The organism is Mycobacterium gastri (assembly GCF_002102175.1).
GTDB classification, from domain to species: Bacteria; Actinomycetota; Actinomycetes; order Mycobacteriales; family Mycobacteriaceae; genus Mycobacterium; species Mycobacterium gastri.
In genome coordinates, this window is record NZ_LQOX01000053.1 from 1 (window position 1) to 1373 (window position 1373).

2 protein-coding genes are annotated in these 1373 nt (G+C 67.8%); both read left to right on the forward strand.

Annotated elements, in window-relative coordinates:
- The first annotated feature begins 3 nt into the window (after positions 1-3).
- Entirely contained in the window at positions 4-111 is a 108-nt protein-coding gene (gene lpqS, locus AWC07_RS30000; RefSeq protein ID WP_482805307.1) for a putative copper homeostasis (lipo)protein LpqS, read from the forward strand.
- A gap of 100 nt (positions 112-211) precedes the next feature.
- Positions 212-1373 (forward strand): PLP-dependent cysteine synthase family protein (locus AWC07_RS03790; RefSeq protein ID WP_085104958.1); only part of this gene is annotated, 1162 nt, incomplete at its 3' end.

Sequence of the window (1373 nt, forward strand, 5' to 3'; positions counted from 1 at the left end):
GGTTTGCTGGCCCAACTTGTGGTCTCGGCGGGGCGGGGTCCGCCGGGTGGGTTCGCCGCTGCTTTGACCGGGCAAGATCTGTTGACCCGGTTCTGTCTTTCTCGTCGCTGATTGGTCAGCGCCAGGTCGTTGTGCCTTGTCACGACGGCCGGTGGCCGCTGTCCCTGTCGATGGCCGCGCCTGCGGCCTCACGTTAGAAAGCGACGATCCGATGAACAATCAAATTCCGTCTTTGAAAGCTTTGGACACCCGGGTGCCGTGCAGCGCTCGGGCGGTGCCGCTGGTGAACCGGCAAGTCAGTGCCGGTCAGTGCCAGCCCGTCTCCGGCGGGTTCCGCCAGCCCGACGCTTTGGTCGGCAACACCCCGGTGTTGCGGATCTCGGCGCCGTTGACCGCCGCTGACCGCGGCTTTTGGGCCAAACTGGAAGGGTTTAACCCCGGCGGCAGCATGAAGGACCGCCCCGCGGTGCACATGGTGGAGCGGGCCCGCGCCCGCGGCGAGTTGCGCCCGGGGGCCCGTATCGTGGAATCCACCAGCGGATCCCTCGGGTTGGGGTTGGCGCTGGCCGGGATGGTGTATCGGCATCCGGTCACCGTGGTCACCGACCCGGGGATGGAGCCGATCGTGCAGAATATGCTGCGCGCCTACGGCGCCGAGGTCGACTTGGTCACCGAGCCGCATCCGGTCGGCGGATGGCAACAGGCCCGCAAGGACCGCATCGCGCAGTTGCTGGCCGCTGACCCCGACGCCTGGTGCCCCAACCAGTACAACAATCCCGACAATGTCGAGGCCTACCGGCCGTTGGCGCTGGAGTTGCTCGATCAGCTGGGCCGCGTCGATGTGCTGGTGTGCTCGGTGGGCACCGGTGGCCACTCGGCCGGGGTGGCGAAGGTGCTGCGCCAGGTTAACCCCGACCTGAAGGTGATCGGTGTGGACACCATCGGTTCGACGATTTTCGGTCAGCCGGCGACCACCCGGTTGATGCGCGGTTTGGGTTCGAGCATCTATCCCCGCAATGTCGACTACCCGGCCTTTGATGAGGTGCACTGGGTGGCCCCGGCCGAAGCGGTCTGGGCGGCGCGTGCCTTGGCGGCCACTCACCACGTCAGCGGTGGCTGGAGTGTGGGTGCGGTCGCTTTGGTGGCCGGCTGGGCGGCGCGCACCATGGCGGCGGACACCAGCATCGCCGCGGTGTTCCCCGACGGTCCGCAACGCTACTTCGACACCATCTACAACGACGACTACTGCCGCGGGCACGGCCTGCTCGACCAGCTGCCCCCCCACGAGCCGGCCGTCATCGACCACCCGTCGCAACAGGTCGTGCAGTCCTGGACCCGGTGCGCCACCGTCGTCGACCCCACCGGAGCGATGC